We start from the raw sequence: 18617 nt of genomic DNA, 5'->3' as shown, positions 1-18617 counted from the left end.
CCGCCGTCCCGGCCGTGATCGCCCTCGTCGTCTAGGTGTTCGCCCCGTTAGCCGAGGTGTCGGTCTCGTCCTCGAAGTCGCCCATGATCTCCTCGAGCAGGTCTTCCATGGCGACCAGGCCGGTGACCTGCCGGGCCGGGCCGGTCACCAGCGCCAGCTGCGAACGCTGGCGGCGCATGAGCGTCACCGCGCCCGAGACGGTCGTGTCGGCGGCCACCAGCAGCGGCGCGGCGGCCAGCTCGGTGACGGGCCGATCCGGCTCGCACTGGACGGCCTCGCGCACGTGCACGAGCCCGACCGGCCGCGACTCGGCGTCGACGACGACCAGGCGGCTGCGTCCGGTCTCCCGCGAGCGCGACTCGGCGTCGACCGCGCTCGCCTCCGCACTGATGGTGACCACCTCGGACCACGGGATCGCGACGTCGCCGACCGGCCTGGCCTGCACCTCGATCGCGTGGGAGAGAATCTGGTGCTCCGGCTCGCGCAGCAGCCCCGCCTCCACCGAGGACCGCAGCAGGTACCGCAGCTCCTCGGGCGAATGCGCCTGCGCCTTCTCGTCGGCCGGCTCGACCTTGAACATCCGCAAGATCACGTTCGCGCCGTGGTTGAGCCCGAGCAGGATCGGCTTGGTCAAGGCGACCCAGCCCGTGAACGGCCAGATCAGCACCATCGCCGAGGACTCGGGGTGGCTGATCGCCCACGACTTCGGCATCATCTCGCCGACGACCATGTGCAGGAACACGACGACGAGCAGCGCGATCGTGAACGCGATCGGGTGCGCGGCCGCGCCGAGCCCGATCGCTTCGAGCGGCACCTCGATCGTGTGCGCCAGCGCCGGTTCGGCGAGCGCGCCGAGCCCCACCGTGCACGCCGTGATGCCGAGCTGCGCGCCGGCGAGCATGATCGACAGGCGCTTGGTGCCGCGCAGCGCGGCCCCTGCGGCACGCGAGCCGTCCTGTTCGAGCCGGTGCTGCCGGGAGGCGACGAGCGCGAACTCGGCGGCGACGAAGAACGCGTTGGCGCCCAGCAGCACCAGCGAGATCAGCAGTGCGGACCCGGTACTCACGGGGCGCTCCCTTCGACGGGAACGGCTCGGGGCTGGAGCTCGATCGCCTGCGGGACGTGCCGCGAGGACGAGACGACGACCATCCTGACGCGCCGCGGCGTCCCGTCGGCCTCCTCGGCGTCGACCTCGACGGCGTCGCCCGGGTGCGCGACGCGGCCGAGTTCGGCCATGACGAGACCGGAGATGGTCTCGTAGTGCTCCCCTTCGGGCAGTTCGATACCGGTCGCGTCGGCGACCTCGTCGATGCGCCAGCGCCCGGGGATGAGCCAGGCCCCGCCGGTGAGCGAGACCGGGACCGCCTCGAAGCGGTCCTGCTCGTCGCGGATCTCGCCGACGAGCTCCTCGGCGATGTCCTCGAGCGTGACGATCCCCGCGAAACCGCCGAACTCGTCGACGACGCACGCGAGCTGCCGGTGCTCGATGCGCATCTGCTCCAGCAGCGTCGGCAGCGGCAGCGAAGCGGGCACGAGCAGCGCCTGGTCGGCGATGTCGCCCAGGCGCACCGAGTCGCGCTCGGAACGCGGCACCTCGATGAGCTGGCCGATCCCGACCACGCCGCGCAGGTCGTCGACGTCGTCGCCGACGATCGGGAAGCGGGAGTGGCCGCCGGAGAGCGCCGCGACCGCGTCGGCGACGGTGTCGTCGGCCGTCAGGGTGTGGACGTTGACGCGCGGGGTCATGGCCTGCTCGGCGACGATCTCGGAGAAGTCCAGGCCGCGGTCGAGCAGTTCGGAGAGGCTGCGGTCGAGCGCGCCCTCGTCGCGCGAGACGTCGATGATGCGGTGCAGGTCCTCGGGGGTGGCGCTGTGCTCGAGCTCCTCGACGGCGTGGATGCCCAGGACCTTGAGCAGCTTGATGGAGGCGGTGTCGAAGAAGCGGATGAGCGGCCCGCACACCGTCAGGTAGACGTGGGTGGGGGTCGCCAGCGCGAGCGCGAGCCCCTCGGTGCGGGCGATCGCGAGGTTCTTGGGTCCGAGCTCGCCGAGGATCATCTGGATCACGTTGGCGACCAGGAACGCGACGGCGACGCCGACGGTGATGGACACGGCGGCGGGGACGCCCGCGACACCGAGCAGCTCGGCGGTGCCCCGACCGAGGTACGGCTCGGCGAAGAAGCCGACGAACAGGGCGGTGACGGTGATGCCGAGCTGAGCGCCCGAGAGGGCGAACGACAGCCGGGAGCAGATGAGCAGGGCGCGGCGGGCGCGCAGCGCTCTCCTGCCGGTGGCGCCGGCGGCGATGTCCTCGAGGCGGGAGCGGTCGACCGCGGTGTAGGCGAATTCGAGGGCCACGAAGAAGCCCGTGGCGGCCGTGACGGCGAGGGTGATGGCCAGACCGAGCGTTATGAGCACAGGTCAGGCCCCCAGGGGAGCCCCAGAGGATGGGGCTCGGTATCAGCGGAGGGCGCCGCTTTTCGGCGTCTTCGTTTTCGTCGTTCTCTCGACATGCGAAGATCCTAGCCGCTTCGGGCTCGCCACTGCATTGCCATTGTCGGCGGCGTCATTGCCGCTTGCCCTGCCACAGCACGATGTCGGTGGACCGGCGCCGGAACGGACCGGCCATGGCGCGCAGCTCGGCGAGCTGGGCGCGGGCGCGGCGCAGCTCGTCGACGAGCGCGCCGATCTCGCCGCGCATGACGGCCACCTCCCGTTCGAGGTCCATGATCCGCTTGATGCCGGCGAGATTGACGCCCTCGTCCTGGCTGAGCCGCTGGATCTCGCGCAGCTGGGCGACGTCGCGCGCTGAGTAGCGCCGACCGCCGCCGGGCGTGCGGGCGGGTTCGACCAGGCCGAGCCGGTCGTACTGGCGCAAGGTCTGGGGGTGCATGCCGGCCAGTTCGGCGGCCGCCGAGATGGCGAGGATCTTCGCGTCGAAGTCGACGTCCTCATCGGATGGACCACGCTGGTGGTAGGTGACCTCGACCACGGTACGGACCTGTGGCTCACGCATGTCGGTCCGGCCGGCTGCGCGCCGGCCGCCGCTCCCGGCGTTCTCGGAGGCGGTCACGGTTCACTCCCATCGCGTTCGATGCCGGCGCGCCCGCTCCCGTCCTACCAGGCTCGGACGCCATTGCTTGCAACGTCATTGTCCCGTCAGCTGTTCCAGCTTCGAGCGGTCGGCGGGCGGGGCCACGGCGGCGTACTTCTCGAGCGCCTCCTTGGCCTCGGGTGTCAGATGGGCGGGCACCTCGACATCGACGGTGACCAGCAGGTCCCCCTTGCCGGGAACGCCGCGGCCCTTGACGCGCAGGACGCGCCCGGTGGGCGTGCCGGAGGGGACCTTCATGGTGACCGGCCCGTCGAGCGTGGGCACCTTGATCGTGGCGCCGGTGGCGGCCTCGGGGAACGACACGGGCAGGCGCAGTGTCACGTGATCGCCGTCGCGGGCGAACAGCGGATGGCTGCGGACCCCGACGCGCACGAGCAGGTCCCCGGGGGGACCACCGCGGTCGCCGGGGGCGCCGCGCCCGGCGAGGCGCACGGTCTGGCCGTCGGCGATGCCAGCGGGGACGCGGACGGTGATCACCCGCTCCTTGGAGACGGCGCCGGTACCGCCGCAGTCGGGGCACGGGTCGGTCACGACCGAGCCGGTGCCCTCGCAGTCGGGGCACGGCTGCGCGAAGCTGAACGCGCCCTGGTTCTCGGTGACCAGGCCCGAGCCGTTGCAGCGCAGGCACCTCGACGGACTGGTGCCGGCCTGCGCGCCGGTGCCGCGGCAGGTGTCGCACTCGCCGGGCGCGTGCATGCGCAGCTCGGTGGTGGTGCCCTTGACCGCGTCGGCGAAGTCGAGCGCGATGTGGGTGCGCAGGTCGTGACCGCGCTGGGCGCCGCGCCGGGAGCCGGCGGCGCCGCCGCGCCCGAACAGGTCGCTGAACAGGTCGGTGAAGCCGCCGGTGGCGCCGCCGCCGCCGAAGAGGTCGTCGAAGTGGAGGTTCGGGCCGGCCCCGCCCATGCCGCCGAAGCCGCCGCGGCCGGACTTCATCAGCTGGATCTGGTCGTACTCGGCGCGCAACTTGTCGTCGTGGAGCACCGAGTAGGCCTCGGAGATGGCCTTGAAGCGGTTCTCGGCGTCGGGGTCGGGATTGTGGTCGGGATGCAGTTCGCGGGCGAGCTTGCGGTAGGCGCGCTCGATGTCCTTCTTGGAGGCGTCCTGCGGCACGCCGAGCTCGGCGTAGAAGTCCTTCTCAAGCCATTCTTGCGATGCCACCGGACGCCTCCTTCAACTCTGATCGCGCTTGTGCGCAGGAGGGCTCAGGAGTCCCTCTCACCCTTAGTGTCTTCCGCGGACGGCCCGTCGCCGTCGGCGGCCCCGCCCTCGGTGTCGTCCCCGGACGCCTCGGCCCGCGGGCCGCCCGACTCGCCGGAGCCCTCGGCCTCGGCCGGCTCGACCGCGCCTTCGGGCTCGGGCTCGACGAGCGTGTCCTCGCCGTCGTCGCCGTCGACCGGTTCCTTCCGGCCGTCCGCCTCCTCGACGGAGGCCTCCTGCTCGGCCGGGTCCTCGTCGAGCGGCTCGGCGACGGCCACGAGCGCGGGCCGCAGCAGCCGCTCGCCGAGGCGGTAGCCGTGCCGCATGACGTCGATGCAGGTCGGCCCGTCGACGTCGCCCATCTGCATGTGGGCGACGGCCTCGTGGATCGTCGGGTCGAACGCGTCGCCCTTCTCCCCGAACGACTCCAGGCCCTGCTTCGCGAGCGCCCCGGTGAGCTGCTCGGCGACCGAGCCGAACGGCCCGTTGAGGTCGCCGTGCTCGCGGGCCCGGTCGAGGTCGTCGAGGATCGGCAGCAGGCTCGAGAGCACCGCCGCCGTCGCCTGCTCCCCGGCTCGGGACTTGTCGCGTTCGACGCGCTTGCGGTAGTTCTGGAACTCCGCGTTGAGCCGCTGGAGGTCGCGAGTGCGCTCCTCCAAGGTGGACTGCAGGACCGAGACGGTGTCCTCGGTGGCCTGCCCGTCGTCGGGAGCCTCGGCGAGGATGTCGTCGACCGTCAGCTCCTCGTCGGTGTCGCCGGCGTCCTCGCCGCCGGCGTCCGGGGAGGCCTCCTCGGCGTCCCCGGTCTCATCGGCTTTGCGCTTGTCCTCGTCGCTCACTTCTGGTCCTTGTCGTCGTCGACGATTTCGGCGTCAACAACGTCATCGGCCCCGCCGGCGGCGTCGGCGCCCGGCGCCGCACCCCCCGCGGCCTGCTGCTGCTCGGCCTGGGCCGCCGCGTACATGGCGGCGCCGGCCTCCTGGCTGACCTTGGAGAGCTCCTCGGTGGCCTTCTTGACGGCCTCGATGTCGGACCCGGCCAGCGCGGACTTGAGCGTGCCGGTGGCGTCGTTGATCTTGCCCTTGGTGTCGTCGGGGATCTTGTCACCCGACTCGGCGAGCAGCTTCTCGGTCTGGTAGACCAGCGACTCGCCCTGGTTGCGGACCTCGGCCTCCTCCCTGCGGAGTCGGTCCTCCTCGGCGTGCTCTTCGGCTTCGGCCATCATCCGCTGGATGTCGTCCTTGCCGAGGCTGGAGCCGCCGGTGATCGTCATGGACTGGGCCTTGCCCGTGGCGGTGTCCTTCGCCGAGACGTTGACGATGCCGTTGGCGTCGATGTCGAAGGTGACCTCGATCTGCGGCATGCCGCGCGGCGCCGGCGGAAGGCCGGTGAGCTCGAAGGTGCCGAGCTTCTTGTTGTAGGCCGCGATCTCGCGCTCGCCCTGGAACACCTGGATGAGCACGGACGGCTGGTTGTCGTCGGCGGTGGTGAACACCTCGGACCGCTTGGTCGGGATCGTGGTGTTGCGCTCGATGAGCTTGGTGAAGATCCCGCCCTTGGTCTCGATGCCGAGGCTCAGCGGGGTGACGTCCAGCAGCAGGACGTCCTTGACCTCGCCCTTGAGCACGCCGGCCTGGAGGGTGGCGCCGATGGCGACGACCTCGTCGGGGTTGACGCCCTTGTGGGCGTCGCGGCCGATGAGGCGCTTGACCAGCTCCGAGACGGCGGGCATGCGGGTCGAGCCGCCCACGAGGATGACGTGGTCGATCTCGGAGACGTTGATCCCGGCGTCCTTGACGGCCTGCTCGAACGGCTTCTTGCAGCGGTCGAGGAGGTCGGAGGTCATCTGCTCGAACTCGGCGCGGCTGAGGTTGACGTCCAGGTGCAGCGGTCCGTCGGGGCCGGCGGTGATGTACGGCAGGTTGATCGAGGTCTGCGTGGCGCTGGAGAGCTCGATCTTGGCCTTCTCGGCGGCCTCCTTGAGGCGCTGCATGGCCATCTTGTCCTTGGACAGGTCCACGCCGTACTGGCCGTTGAAGGTCTTGACCAGGTGCTGGATGATGCGGTCGTCCCAGTCGTCGCCGCCGAGGTGGTTGTCACCGCTGGTGGCCTTGACCTGGATGACGCCGTCGGCGATCTCCAGCAGGGAGACGTCGAAGGTGCCGCCGCCGAGGTCGAAGACGAGGATGGTCTGCTCTTCCTCGCCCTTGTCGAGGCCGTACGCGAGCGCGGCGGAGGTGGGTTCGTTGATGATGCGCAGGACGTTGAGTCCGGCGATCTCGCCCGCTTCCTTCGTGGCGGTGCGCTGGGCGTCGGAGAAGTAGGCGGGGACGGTGACGACCGCGTCGGTGACGTTCTCGCCGAGGTAGGCCTCGGCGTCACGCTTGAGCTTCATGAGGATACGCGCGCTGATCTCCTGCGCGGTGTAGGACTTGCCGTCGATGTCGACCGACCAGTCCGTGCCCATGTGGCGCTTGACCGAGCGGATCGTCCGGTCGGGGTTGGTGACTGCCTGGCGCTTGGCGACTTCGCCCACCAGGACCTCACCGTTCTTGGCGAAGGCGACGATGGACGGGGTGGTCCTGGCGCCCTCGGCGTTGGTGATGACCGTGGCCTCGCCGCCTTCAAGGACGCTGACCACGGAGTTCGTGGTGCCGAGGTCGATGCCGACCGCACGTGCCATGTTGATCTCCCGGAATAGTGGAACAGAGTTTCTAGGTGTCTCAAGCGGCGCGGGCGGGACCCGTTGCCAAGTTGAGTCAGCTAGGCTCAATGTTCGACCGGGAGTGATCGACTGTCAAGTCGCACTCGACGATTGTGACGAACTACACGAAAGTTGAGTCAGGCGGACTCAACTTTAAGGCTCGGTCTCAGGCCGGCTCGACGGAGGTCTGATGGGCGCCCTCGCAGCACTGGGTGAGGAGGTCGTCGGCGATCTCCCAGGCGTCGCAGGGCCAGGCCTGGCCGCACGAGGCGCACTCGACGCCGAGCAGCTGTTCGGGAAGGTGGTCGCGCCACATGGCCGCGGCGAGTTCCCAGCCGGTGATCTCGGTGATGCCGGGCGGGGCGTCGAGCGGCGGGGGCTCCTCGATGGAGAAGAAGCTGTTGACCGGCTCGCGCCGGGCGCGGCGGCCGCGCTGAACGGCGGCGTCCTCGGGGGTCGGTTCGTCGGCGGCGATGTGGCGTGCGGAGCGGCGAGGCGGCGCGCTGCGGTCCTGGCGCGGCAGTCCGCGCCCGCTTCCCGCGGCTTCGGGAGTCAGCGACACCGATCTCACTGAATGCTGCATGCTCACGCTATCTCCTCATTCGCCATCGCTTCCATGCCCTTCGTACTCCTACACCCCTGATTAACGGGGGAGGCGCCCGAGAGGACACGGGTATGAGCCGGATTCGACACTCTAGTTCGCTTATGCACGCCATACGCATGTGCGACCGCCTGGTCAATCCCAGATCACACGCAACAACCGCGGGGGCGAGCGAGAAAAGCGCGGACACGACCGCCGACAGAGAGGATATCCACAGGTGGCCGATCCAACCGCCACCTTTCCAGAAAATACCGCGCGCATCCGTGACCAGCGAAGACGCCGCCCTGCCGGGAAGTTGTCCACAGCCGAGAAATTCGTCCTTGCACCGTCTTGACGGCGCGTGAGAAGGTCCGTACAAAAACGAGCGCGAACGCCGATTGGAAGCGGCGATTCGATGCCCCGGAAATGACGCGCTCCTCAGACGTTCCTCCGGCGGGCAAGCGGTGAAAGTGGGTTCCGTGGACACCGCGACAAAGACCGCGCGGGGTCGCCCCCCGCGCGGCGCCTGCCGACCGCCACCGCGCGGTGGACGGGGATGGTGCCGGACCGGGCCGGCGCCATCCCCGTGAATCATCGGACGTCCCACCCCCACCTCGGCTTCGCACGAATCAATGCGGCAATGAGAAAACGCATCGGTTGTGGGGCAAGGAAACCATTGGGCCTACCCGTACTCGATCGAAATGGCGGCGCGACGCGCGTGACGATTGACCAAGGGGCCCAAGCACGTTACGATGCACGTGCAGAACGATCGCGCTGTTGCACGGGCCTTTACCTTGGTGGAGTGGCGTTTTCCCAAAAACGTAACCGACACCGCACTCAGGGCTTCATTTCATTGTTGAACTGGGGTTTCACAGTTGTGAAGGACGCGAAGTCTCCATTAACTTTGCGTTACGCCGACCGTTTTGCCCGAATCTGTCCTCTTCACGTATGGCATGATTGATTCATGCAATCTCCTTCAGAAGAGGTACAATGGACTGTAGATGGTGGATTGATCAGTCCCTACTTCGAAACCAGGACGACTTTCCGTCGGCGTGCCGGGGATGAGCACCAGCGCGACCACGCTTACATTTACGGCCTCAAGCTGGAGGGCGACGGTGAAGTGGCGATGCGCTTTCGGCCCGAGCACCGTCACCAGCACTCCGAGGCATCACTCACCATTCGCGTGGACGAGACGAACTGGATCAAGGCGGGGGCCGAATATCTCGGGGGCCAGCACCTCGTCAGCACCGTGACCACGCGGGACCACACCGACTGGTCGCTGTCGCCGGTGGACTCCCAGTCCGATGAGATCTGGCTGCGCCTGATCCGCAGCGGCGGCACCGTCACCGTCGCTCATGCCGATGACGGGGTCGACTACACCACGATCGCCTCGACCTACCTGCCCGGCGGCATGCCCGCCCTGGCCGGGATCGCCAGCGCCCGCCCCGTTGCCGAGGGCTTCTGGGACGCCGCGCAGGATCTGAACATCGAGCTCTTCTGAGCCGCACCACCGACACTCAGGGCAATGGCGCTCTGAGCATAGAGGTCGGGTCCGGCAGCACAGCCGGACCCGACCTGTGTGCTCAGCGAAGTCCCCACCCGGCGACGCTCGCGAGCCGAAATATTGCGATCACACCCGCGTACCCGCGACTGTGATCTCGTTCCCTGGTTCTTCCTGGCACGGCGACCGCGCGCCAGCGCCCGCATCGAGCGGGCAGCGTGCGCCCGCGCTACCTGAATGGACGTGCGCACCGGGCGGGGCGCCCGGTTCGGTGACCGGACGCCCCGCCGCTCATGTGGTGTCTATTCTTCGAACAGGTCGGCATAGGTGGAGAACGCCGTGGCGACCTCTACCTGGTGCCAGTACCGGTGGTAGTCGAACTCCGGCGCCGGCCCGGAGCAGCCGCCGTCGATGTACGCCTGCACCTGGTCCCAGCCTTCGAACTCCGTCATGAACGAGCGGATGTCGATGAAGCTGACACCGGGCTCGATGACGTCGCCGTTCGGCATGGTGCCGGACCAGCCGTCGGGGATGTAGACCTCGTCGCCGAAGCGGCAGTAGTCCGCCCGCTCCTCGGTCCGGGTGACGCCGATGCCGTCGTTGAAGGACCACATCGCGTCGAGCAGATCGGAGACCGTCTGCTGCAGCGCGGTGTCATCGGTGGCCGCGGCGTAGTACGCCAGGACCTTGGCGGTGGCGCCGGCCACGCCCGGGTCCTGGGACTGGCTCGCGACGCTCGCCGACAGGCCGGAGCCGGGCTCGCCGGACCACTGGAGGTCGCCCGGGAGGCTGTAGTCGGTGCTGGTGATCGTGCTGTTGTCGAGCACCCAAGCCACCCACGGCTCGAGCAGGTCGCCGGCGCGCTGGTCGCCGGTGTGGTAGTAGTACGTCGCCACGTCGTCCATGCCCCATGCCTGGAAGCCGAACCAGTTGTTCGACGGCGGGTCGTTCCAGACCGGCTGCCAGTCGTAGGCCATGCCGTTGAACTCGGCGCTGGAGTCGGGGGTGCCGTAGTTGCCCTGCCAGTTGTTGGTGGCGCCGCCGGCGATCGCGCCGGCGCCCGGGGAGCCCGCGGGGACCTGGAGCCATTCCAGGAACTCGAGCTGCGTGTCGAGGCTGGTCGACCAGTCGCCCGCCGCGGTGGGCGAGTCGGGGGCGAGCTCCTCGGAGAGGGCGTAGGCGGCCATGACGTTCTGGTAGCCCTGGTGGACACCGGAGCCGCCGATGCGGTACGACCAGTCGCCGTTCATGCCGGCGCCCCATGAGTAGTACCAGCTCAGCAGGTAGTGGAACGAGTCCTTACCCGTCGCGCCGGGACACGAGGAGGCTCCGACGCAGTCGCCGATCCGCTTGAAGTACTTGTCGGCGAAGGCGTAGCGAAGGTAGTCGCCCATCTTGGAGGCCTTCTCCAGGGAGCTGGAGATGGCGCCGGTGTTGCCCTGCTCCTCGGCCCACTGCTGGGCCATCCACGCGACCTGGACGGCGCGCGCGTCGGCGTCGGGGGCGTTGGTGTAGCGCTCTTGCTGGGCGTACTGCTCATCGCCGATGAACAGGTCCAGGAAGCCGTTCTCGCCGCCGAAGTCGAAGGTCTCGCAGGACGGGTGCGTCACGGTCTCCCAAGTGGACTCTTGGAGTCCGCGCTGGAAGGTGTTGATGTAGGCGGGCTCGGTGGTGCCGTCGCCGCATTCGCCGAATCCGTAGCCGTTGTCGACGTCGAGCAGCCAGTGCATGCCGTAGATCTGGTTGGTGCCGTATGTCGAGGCCAGTTCGTCGGCGAGCGGGTCCTGCCCGACCGGGACGTCCGGGTCGAGCTGCGTCGGGTACTGGTCCGGGCTGGTGGCCTCGGGCGCGTACGTCGCGGGGCTCGACGGGTCGTAGTTGCTCGGGTTCAGGTCGGGGATCGCGTAGGTCTCGATGGTCTCCCACGACTCGTTGTACGGTCCCCAGTCGCCGGTGATCTGGCCGTAGGCGGCCTCGAGCCACGTGAGGTAGCTGAGGGACTCGGAGGTCGTCTGGTGCCCGTAGTCGGGCGCTTCGACGATGAGTTCCTCGATCGAGTGGTAGGGGACGCCGCTCTCGTGGAGGTACGGGGAGTCGGAGCCGGTCAGCGCGTCGTACAGCTCGAGGAAGCGTTCCTCGTTCTGGGTGACGTCGCCGATGTCGGCGACCGTGGCGGTGACCTCGACCGGCGTGAAGCCGTCGGCGGCGACGGTGAAGGTCGCCGATCCCGCGGCGTCGTCGGCGGCGCTGATGGTCACCGATTGCGGGTCGTCCCAGTTGGACGGGCCGAAGTTCAGCGAGGCGCCCTGAGCGACGCTGAGGTCACCGGAGCCGCCGGAGCGGGTGGTGGTGACGCTGACGTCGTCGCTGAGTTCGGCGCTGAAGCCGACGTCGAAGTTGACGGTGGATCCGGCGTCGACGACGAGGTTCGCGCGGGAGACGGTGAGCTCGGGTTCGGTGGGCTCCTCGCTGCCGTCGCAGGATTCGCCGTTGACGGAGAAACCGGTGGGGACGCTGGCGTCACCTGAGCCGATGAACCCGAAGACCTCGCGGCTCTGCCCGGCGGCGATGGTGCCGTTCCAGCCGACGTCCGAGCCGGTGAAGTGGCTGCCGCTCTGGTTCCAGTCGACGTTCCACGCCGAGGTGACCTGGGTGCCGGAGGGGAAGTCCCATTCGATATCCCAGCCGTTGAGGCCGGCGTCGCCTGCGGTGATGGAGACGCCGGCCTGGAAGCCGCCGTTCCAACTGGAGGTGACGTTGTAGTCCACGGCGCCGCAGTATTCGGCGGCGAACGCCTGGGGGGCCGTGATCGCACCGAGGGTGCCGACCAGTGCGACCGGCAGGCCGATCGCGGCGCCGCGGCGCCATCGGCGCCGGCGCCTGGGCGGGGCCAGGTTGTCGAGTTCCATTGTGGTTACTCCTGAGAGCTGGTCTGAATGTCCGGTTCTGATGGGAGCGCTCATGTCGCTCCAGGTGGGCCATTTGACGCGGGTGGAACGAAACGGACCTTTGGAGGGAAGCGCTCCCAAGTCATCCTCGCAAGACCATGAGCAGGATGTCAATACATTGACATCTCTAAATTTATCTAGCGCGCACCGCCCTTGATTCCCGGCAAGCGGTAAACACGCAGGTAGACAATGCGTCTGCCTACCATTGCAACGATGCATCTGCGAGCCTCGATCTCGAGGTGTAGGAGGACGACGTAACAAATGGGTAACTCCTCCCATGCCCGGGCTTGCGTCGTGTGTCACGCTCCCGTAAGCTCCTGGTATCGCTCCCAAAGGCGATTCGGCCTCCCGAGGCCGAAACCGGGCGCCCGCGTCCGACCCCTCGGCCACCAGTGGTCGACCCCCCAAATGACGACTACTTCCACCCCTCCTACAAAGACGGCGCCCCGGCGCCTGGAAGGAAACCAGCAACGATGCATCTCCTCAACCAACACCGCGGCAGGACGGCCGTCGCGGCCGCCGCCGCCGGCGTCCTCGCGCTGAGCGCCTGTGGAGGCGGCGACGGCGAAGACGACGGCCTGACCGACGACGGCAAGATCCAGCTCACCGTCTCGCTGTTCGGCACCTTCGGCTACACCGAGGCCGGACTCGAGGCCGAATACGAGGCCGCCCACGAGAACATCGACGTCGTCATCGAAGGCGACGGCGCCAACTGGGACAACGAGGTCCGCCCGGCACTCGACGCCTCCCTGGAGACCGGCTCGGGCGCCGGCGATATCGTCGGCGTCGAAGAGCAGGCCGTCACCGAGCTGTACAACAACGCCGAGCACTGGGTCGACCTGGGCGCCCAGGGCTACGACGACCGCGCCGCCGACTACCTCGAGTGGAAGTGGAACATCGGGCACTCCGCCGACGGCACGCTCGTCGGCTTCGGCACCGACGTCGGCGGCATGGGCATGTGCTACCGCAAGGACCTGTTCGAGCAGGCCGGCATCACCACCGACCGCGCCGAACTCGCGGAGCGGTGGTCCGACTGGGACGGCTTCAAGGACGTCGCCCAGGAATTCGTCGACTCCGATGTGGACGCGGCCTTCCTCGACAGCCCGACGCAGCTGCAGAACATGATCCTCGGCCAGACTGCCGGCGGCGCCGACGGCGAGATGTACGTCGACGCCGACGGCAACCTCACCCTCGACTCGAACGCGGCGACGACCTCCGTCCAGACCGTGCTCGACCTCCACGAGATGGGCGCCATCGGGCCGTTCGTCTCCTGGTCCGAAGAGTGGATCGCCGCGCAGGCCGAGGGCGGCTTCGCCGTCATGCCCTGCCCCGGTTGGATGACCGGCGTCATCGAGGGCAACTCCGGCGCCGACAACGCCGGCAACTGGGACATGGCCGCCGCGCCCGGCGTGGCCGGCAACTGGGGCGGCGCTTGGCTGTCGGTCCCCGCCTCCACACCGCACCCGGAGGAGGCCGCCGAGCTCGCCGCGTGGCTGACCGCCCCCGAGCAGCAGGTGAAGGTCTTCGAGGCCGTCGGCAACTACCCCTCCTCGCCCACGGCGCAGGAGGACCCGGCCGTCACCGAGGCCACCAACGCCTACTTCAGCGACGCCCCGATCGGCCAGATCATCGGTGAATCGGTGCGGAACTTCCCGCCGCTGGAGTACGGACTGCTGCACCACCCGGTGAAGCAGGCGGTCGAGGGCGTCCTCAACGGCGTCGTCGACGGCACCTACTCACACGATGAGGCATGGGACGCCATCGAAAACGAAGCCGAGAACGCCGTCGAGCTCTCCGGCGGAGGCCTGTAGACCGGCACTGAGGTCTACCAGTGCCGCCGGTCCGGGACCGCCGCGCCCCAGGGGCGGTCCCCACTCCCTCCCGGCGGCACCGTGTCGGCCCGCCGCGCCCCAACCCGCGGCGGGCCGACTCCCCGTTCTCCCCGATAGGAAAGGTCCCATGGCCACCAGTACCGCGCCTGCGCCGCCACGATCAAGGCTCTCGTGGCGCCAGCGCTTCAACCGACTCGATCTCAAGGGCACGCCCTACGCGCTCGTAGCCCCGTACTTCCTGCTGTTCACGGTGTTCGGGCTCTTCCCGATGGCCTACACCTTCTACGCCTCGATGCACACCTGGAGGCTCGGCAACCCCGAACGCGTCTTCGTCGGACTCGACAACTACTCCTTCCTGCTGTTCGAATACGAACGCTTCGGCTGGTCGATCGTCAACACCCTCGCCATGTTCGTCTTGGCCACCGTCCCGCAGCTGGTGTGCGCGCTCATGGTCGCGAACGCGCTGAACAAGCGCTTGAAGCGCCCGCAGTTCTGGCGCATGCTCGTGCTCGCCCCGATCGTGACCTCGGTGGTCGCCGTCGGGGTCATCTTCGCCCGCATCTGGGGCCAGGAGTACGGCATGGTCAACGGCTTCCTCAACCTGTTCGGCATCGACAACATCAACTGGCAGGCCGGGCGCCTGTCGTCGTGGTTCGCGATCTCCACGATGGTCGACTGGCGGTGGATGGGCTACAACGCCCTGATCTACCTGGCCGCCATGCAGACGATCCCCAAGTCGCTGTACGAGGCCGCCACCGTGGACGGCGCGACGCAGCGCCAGCAGTTCTGGAAGATCACGGTCCCGCAGCTCAAGCCCGTCATCATCTTCACGGTCTTCATCTCCTCGGTGGGCGGCATGATGCTCTTCGTCGAGCCGATGATGTTCGATTCGGGGCGTCTGAACGGCGGCTCGGAAGGCCAGTTCCAGACCAGCGCGATGGTCCTGGTCGATATCTTGCGCACGCACGGCAACTACGGGGTCTCGGCGGCGGCCGGGTGGCTGCTGTTCGTCATCATCTGCGTGGTGGCGCTGGTGAACTACCTCATCGTCAACCGGATCCAGGGGAACAAATGAGCACGACCGTCACACCCGGACCACCGGCCCGCACCGGCGCACCGGCCGCCCGGCCTCCCCGGCAGCCGGTCAGGAAGACGAAGCGGCGCGGCGCCGAGGGCGCCGACGGCCTGTTCGCCCCGACCGTGCTCACTCGTGTCGGATTGATCGCCGTGGGCGTCCTGTCGATCTTTCCGCTGTACTGGATGATCGTGATCGCCTCGACGTCGACGTCGAACGCCTCGGGCTTTCCGCCGGCGCTGCTGCCGGGCGGGAATCTCGGAGAGCACATCCAGCAGGCGCTGACCGATCCTGAGGCGAATCTGCTGCTCGGGTTGCGCAACTCGATCATCATCACCGGGACGGTGACCGTCTCGGTGGTGCTCATCTCCTCGCTGGCGGGTTTCGCGTTCGCGAAGCTCAATTTCCGAGGGTCGAAGCTGCTCATGGGCACCGTGCTGGTGACGATGATGGTGCCGCTGCAGCAGTTGGGTCTGGTGCCGCTGTACATCGTCATGGTCGAGCTCCAGTGGCTCGACACGCTCCAGGCGGCGATCCTGCCGTTCCTGGTAAACGGTTTCGGCATCTTCATGATGCGCCAGTACACGGTCCAGGCGGTGCCCGACGAGATCATCGAGGCCGCCCGCATCGACGGGGCGACGACGCTGGGCATCTGGTGGCGGATCGTCCTGCCGGCGCTGCGTCCGGGCATGGTCGTGCTCGCCCTGCTCACCTTCATGCTGAACTGGAACGAGTTCCTGTGGCCGTTCATGGTGCTGAGCGGTGAGAACCCGACCGTGCAGCTGGCGATCCGCCAGCTGTCCACCGCTACTTGGTCAGCGGACCTGTCGATGATCTTCACCGGCACGCTGATCTCGATCATTCCCATCGCGATCCTGTTCCTCATCTTCGGGCGGCAGATCGTCAGCGGCATCATGGAAGGTTCCGGAAAACAATGACCATTGACAACGAGACAGCGGACTTGGCGGCGAGATTCCCGTCCGGTTTCGCTTGGGGCGCGGCCACGTCGTCCTATCAGATCGAGGGCTCGACTTCGGCGGACGGGAGGGGCGTGTCCATCTGGGATACGTTCGTGGCCGAGCCGGGTCGGGTGATCGACGGGTCGAACGGCGACAAGGCGATCGACTCCTATCGCAATATCGAGGGCGATGTCGCCCTGGTCGGGGAGCTCGGCCTCAACAGCTACCGGTTCTCGCTGTCGTGGCCGCGGGTGTGCCCCGACGGCGACGGGCGGGCCAACGGGGCGGGCTTGGACTACTATTCGGCGCTGGTCGACGCGCTGCTGGAGGAGGGCATCACCCCGTGGGTGACGCTCTACCACTGGGATCTGCCGCAGGCGCTGGAGAACGCCGGCGGGTGGCCCAAGCGGGACACGGCCGAGCGGTTCGGCGAGTTCGCGCGGATCGCGCACGACAGGCTGGGCGACCGGGTGAAGCACTGGATCACGGTCAACGAGCCGTGGTGCGCGGCGTTCTTGGGCTATTCGTCGGGCGAGCACGCTCCGGGTCGGCGCGAGCCGGCCGCGTCGATCGCCGCCGCGCACCACCTGATGGTGGGGCATGGTCTGGCGGCCAGTGCGATCAAGGAGGCGGACGCCGAGGCGACGGTGAGCCTCGGCTTGAACTTCTATCCGGTGTACGCCGCGTCGGACTCGCCGGCGGATGTGGACGCGGCCCGACGCATCGACGGGGTGCAGAACCGGTGGTTCACCGATGCGGCGCTCAAGGGCGTCTATCCCGAGGACGTCTTGGACGACTTCGCGGCGGTGACCGACTTCGCGTTCGTGGAGGTCGGTGACATGGAGCTGATCAACGCGCCGCTGGACTGCCTGTGCGTGAACTTCTACAGCCAGTTCACGGTGACCGGTGCGGCCGGCGGGGCGGCGTCGGCGTCGGCCGCGCCGACGGGGGCGGGTTCGCCGTGGCCGGCGAATGAGCACGTCGGGTTCGTGACCGCGGGGCTGCCGCAGACGGACATGGGGTGGGAGATCGCCCCGCGGGGGCTCACTGAAACGTTGAAACGCCTGCACGTGAACTACCCGGAGGTGGCGCTCGCGGTCACCGAGAACGGGGCGGCGTTCACCGACAAGCTCGTGGGCGGGCAGGTCGCCGACTCCGAGCGGCTCGACTACATCCGCGACCATCTGGACGCCTGCGCGGCGGCCGTCGAGGACGGTGTGCCGCTGGTGGGGTACTTCGCGTGGTCGCTGGCCGATAACTTCGAGTGGGCCTGGGGCTACACCAAGCGGTTCGGCCTGGTGTATGTGGACTTCGAAACCGGACAACGGGTCGTTAAAGACTCGGGCAAGTGGTATGCCGACCTAGTGCGGACCGCGCGTTCGAACGGTGAGGCAAAATAAGATCACGCAACGCGGAGCCCGAGGTGATGCACGATGACCGACATCCGATCTGACGATCCGAGCGCCGGCCCGACGCCGACAGCCAGTCAGTCCCCGAACGGGCGGCCCCGACGCAAGCGAAGTGCCGGGCGCCCGACGCTCGACACCGTCGCGCGTCACGCGGGGGTCGGGCGGGGCACGGTCTCGCGTGTCATCAACGGTTCCCCCAAGGTCGCCGAGGACACCCGGGCGGCGGTGCTCGCCGCGATCAAGGAGCTCGGGTACGTCCCGAACCAGGCGGCGAGGACTCTGGTGACGCAGCGGACGGACACGGTGGCGCTGGTCGTGACCGAGTCGCAGGAGTGGCTGTGGGGGGAGCCGTTCTTCGCGGGCGTCCTGCGGGGCGCCTCGGATCAGCTCGCCGAGGAGAACATGCGGCTGATGATGACGTTCGCTCCCAAGGACGGCGACCGGTCCCGCCTGGAGTCGTATCTCATGGGCGGGCACGTCGACGGCGTCATGATGGTCTCGAGCCACTCGGGCGACCCGCTGCCCGGGCGGCTCGAGGAGGCCGGCATCCCGATCGTGCTGTGCGGCACGCCGACGGGGCTGAACCCGGCGGCGTATGTCGACTGCGACAACCGCTCGGGGGCGCGCCAGGCCGTGGAGTATCTGGCCGATCGGGGTCACCGGCGGATCGGCATCATCGCCGGACCGCAGGACATGTCCGTGGGCGTCGACCGGCTCAACGGCTACCGGGACGGGCTGCGCGGGCATCGGCTGCCCGTGGAGGACCAGCTGGTGGCTCAGGCCGGGGGCTTCGACGAGGCCAGCGGCATCAAGGCCGCGCGGCGGCTGTTCGACACCGCCGGGGAGATCGACGCGGTGTTCGCCGCGTCCGATCCGCTGGCGATCGCCACGCTGCGGGTCGCGCGGGAGCGCGGGATCTCGGTGCCGGACGATGTGGCGCTCATCGGCTTCGACGACTCGCCGCTGGCGGAGGTGTCCGAGCCGCCGTTGACGACGGTGCACCAGCCGACCGAGACGATGGGGCGCGAGATGGCGCGGCTGCTGTGCGGTCGTATCAGGGGCGAGGAGGCCGGGCCGCTCGTGACGATTCTGGGGACCAGGATCGTGGTGCGCGAGTCCGCCTGAGCGGAAGCGAATCGCTAGGCTAGAACGTTCGCCAGGACGGCCGGAACGGTGCCCGATCAAGTCAAGGCGCCGCTCCGGCCGCATTTGCTTGAGCTGGGGGACGGCTATGTGAGACTCGCTCCAGGTCAGGGTCTCGGTTGCAGGGGGTTGCAGGGGGTTGCAGGGTGCGCGT

Annotated in this window: 14 protein-coding genes; 6 read left to right on the top strand and 8 right to left on the bottom strand. The window is 68.5% G+C overall.

The window, feature by feature from the left end; translation table 11 throughout:
• Nucleotides 1-31: 31 nt before the first annotated feature.
• The 7 genes from ACYVK3_RS06400 to ACYVK3_RS06370 form a co-directional block, all read right to left on the bottom strand.
• Nucleotides 32-1066, bottom strand: coding sequence for a hemolysin family protein (locus tag ACYVK3_RS06400; protein ID WP_460496451.1), 1035 nt, complete (start codon nucleotides 1064-1066; stop codon nucleotides 32-34).
• Nucleotides 1063-2418 (bottom strand): hemolysin family protein, encoded by a 1356-nt coding sequence (locus tag ACYVK3_RS06395; RefSeq protein WP_460496449.1) that lies wholly within the window; start codon nucleotides 2416-2418, stop codon nucleotides 1063-1065. The genes ACYVK3_RS06400 and ACYVK3_RS06395 overlap by 4 nt, the downstream gene beginning before the upstream one ends.
• A 148-nt stretch (nucleotides 2419-2566) precedes the next feature.
• A complete protein-coding gene (locus ACYVK3_RS06390) occupies nucleotides 2567-3073 on the bottom strand; it encodes a MerR family transcriptional regulator (RefSeq protein WP_460496448.1) in 507 nt (168 codons plus the stop codon).
• Between the two features lie 75 nt (nucleotides 3074-3148).
• A complete protein-coding gene (gene dnaJ / locus ACYVK3_RS06385) occupies nucleotides 3149-4273 on the bottom strand; it encodes a molecular chaperone DnaJ (protein WP_460496447.1) in 1125 nt (374 codons plus the stop codon).
• Between the two features lie 44 nt (nucleotides 4274-4317).
• On the bottom strand, nucleotides 4318-5151 hold the full coding sequence (grpE, locus tag ACYVK3_RS06380; RefSeq protein ID WP_460496446.1) for a nucleotide exchange factor GrpE: 834 nt from the start codon (nucleotides 5149-5151) through the stop codon (nucleotides 4318-4320).
• Nucleotides 5148-6995: an Hsp70 family protein gene (gene dnaK, locus ACYVK3_RS06375; protein ID WP_460496445.1), complete on the bottom strand. Its 1848-nt coding sequence runs from the start codon at nucleotides 6993-6995 to the stop codon at nucleotides 5148-5150. The genes grpE and dnaK overlap by 4 nt, the downstream gene beginning before the upstream one ends.
• 187 nt (nucleotides 6996-7182) lie before the next feature.
• Nucleotides 7183-7599: a hypothetical protein gene (locus ACYVK3_RS06370; protein ID WP_460496444.1), complete on the bottom strand. Its 417-nt coding sequence runs from the start codon at nucleotides 7597-7599 to the stop codon at nucleotides 7183-7185.
• A 961-nt stretch (nucleotides 7600-8560) separates the two neighbouring features.
• Between ACYVK3_RS06370 and ACYVK3_RS06365 the strand changes: the two genes are divergently transcribed.
• Nucleotides 8561-9097, top strand: a complete 537-nt coding sequence (locus ACYVK3_RS06365) for a DUF1349 domain-containing protein (RefSeq protein WP_460496443.1) — start codon at nucleotides 8561-8563, stop codon at nucleotides 9095-9097.
• A 302-nt stretch (nucleotides 9098-9399) separates the two neighbouring features.
• Here the strand turns inward: ACYVK3_RS06365 and ACYVK3_RS06360 are convergent, their stop codons facing one another.
• The gene (locus ACYVK3_RS06360; RefSeq protein WP_460496442.1) at nucleotides 9400-12006 is read right to left on the bottom strand and encodes a glycoside hydrolase family 48 protein; all 2607 of its coding nucleotides are present in this window, start codon (nucleotides 12004-12006) and stop codon (nucleotides 9400-9402) included.
• 512 nt (nucleotides 12007-12518) lie between these two features.
• Here ACYVK3_RS06360 and ACYVK3_RS06355 point away from each other — a divergent pair.
• The 5 genes from ACYVK3_RS06355 (at nucleotide 12519) to ACYVK3_RS06335 (ending at nucleotide 18445) form a co-directional block, all read left to right on the top strand.
• Nucleotides 12519-13856, top strand: coding sequence for an ABC transporter substrate-binding protein (locus ACYVK3_RS06355; RefSeq protein WP_460496440.1), 1338 nt, complete (start codon nucleotides 12519-12521; stop codon nucleotides 13854-13856).
• A gap of 148 nt (nucleotides 13857-14004) precedes the next feature.
• A complete protein-coding gene (locus ACYVK3_RS06350; protein WP_460496439.1) occupies nucleotides 14005-14952 on the top strand; it encodes a carbohydrate ABC transporter permease in 948 nt (315 codons plus the stop codon).
• Nucleotides 14949-15890: a carbohydrate ABC transporter permease gene (locus ACYVK3_RS06345; protein ID WP_460496438.1), complete on the top strand. Its 942-nt coding sequence runs from the start codon at nucleotides 14949-14951 to the stop codon at nucleotides 15888-15890. Before ACYVK3_RS06350 ends, ACYVK3_RS06345 begins: the two co-directional genes overlap by 4 nt.
• Nucleotides 15887-17311, top strand: coding sequence for a glycoside hydrolase family 1 protein (locus ACYVK3_RS06340; RefSeq protein ID WP_460496437.1), 1425 nt, complete (start codon nucleotides 15887-15889; stop codon nucleotides 17309-17311). Before ACYVK3_RS06345 ends, ACYVK3_RS06340 begins: the two co-directional genes overlap by 4 nt.
• A gap of 33 nt (nucleotides 17312-17344) precedes the next feature.
• Nucleotides 17345-18445: a LacI family DNA-binding transcriptional regulator gene (locus ACYVK3_RS06335; protein WP_460496436.1), complete on the top strand. Its 1101-nt coding sequence runs from the start codon at nucleotides 17345-17347 to the stop codon at nucleotides 18443-18445.
• The last annotated feature ends 172 nt before the right edge of the window (nucleotides 18446-18617 follow it).

The organism is Glycomyces tarimensis (assembly GCF_054776215.1).
The sequence above is the reverse complement of the archived record's forward strand: the minus strand, read 5'-3'. Positions and strand labels throughout refer to the sequence as shown.